Below are 946 nucleotides of genomic sequence, written 5' to 3'. Positions count from 1 at the left end.
ATGAAAGCAAGTTGGTCATGCTAGAAAGAGCGTATGGTGGATGCCTTGGCACTAAGAGCCGATGAAAGACGTGATAAGCTGCGAAAAGCTTCGGGGAGGAGCAAATATCCTTTGATCCGGAGATCTCTGAATGGGGAAACCCACTTGAGCAAACCTCAAGTATCCTAACGCCAATACATAACGTTAGGAGGGGAACCCGGTGAACTGAAACATCTAAGTAGCCGGAGGAAGAGAAAACAACATGTGATTCTGTGAGTAGCGGCGAGCGAAAACGGAAGAGCCCAAACCGGGATGCGTGCATCCCGGGGTTCGGACCGCATAATTGATTCAACGAATTTAGCAGAACGGTTTTGGGAAAGCCGGCCAGAGAGGGTGAAAGCCCCGTAAGCGAAAGATGAGTTGACATGGCGGTATCCAGAGTAGGTCGAGACACGTGGAACCTTGACTGAACATGCGGGGACCACCCCGTAAGGCTAAATACTCCTTAGTGACCGATAGCGCATAGTACTGTGAAGGAACGGTGAAAAGGACCCCGGGAGGGGAGTGAAACAGAACCTGAAACCATATGTTTACAAGCTGTGGAACCATGTTTTATGTGGAACCGCGTACTTTTTGTAGAACGGTCCGGCGAGTTGCGCTGGCTGGCGAGGTTAAGCACCAAAGGTGTGGAGCCGAAGGGAAACCAAGTCTTAATAGGGCGAATGAGTCAGTCGGAGCAGACCCGAAACCGGGTGATCTATCCATGTCCAGGTTGAAGTTGCCGTAAAAGGCAATGGAGGACCGAACCCACATCCGTTGAAAAGGGTGGGGATGAGGTGTGGATAGGGGAGAAATTCCAATCGAACCCGGAGATAGCTGGTTCTCCTCGAAATAGCTTTAGGGCTAGCCTCATATAAGTCTTGCGGAGGTAGAGCACTGAATTTCCTAGGGGGCGTCAAAGCTTACC

At 50.8% G+C, this 946-nt stretch carries 1 rRNA gene; it reads left to right on the top strand.

From position 1 onward, the window contains the following. Positions 1-13 precede the first annotated feature (13 nt). Positions 14-946: ribosomal RNA gene (locus NCY30_RS14945) — 23S ribosomal RNA — on the top strand; the annotation flags it as partial.

Source organism: Dorea sp. MB18-49, assembly GCF_023669465.1.
Taxonomy (GTDB): domain Bacteria; phylum Bacillota; class Clostridia; order Lachnospirales; family Lachnospiraceae; genus Dorea_A; species Dorea_A longicatena.
The sequence above is the reverse complement of the archived record's forward strand: the minus strand, read 5'-3'. Positions and strand labels throughout refer to the sequence as shown.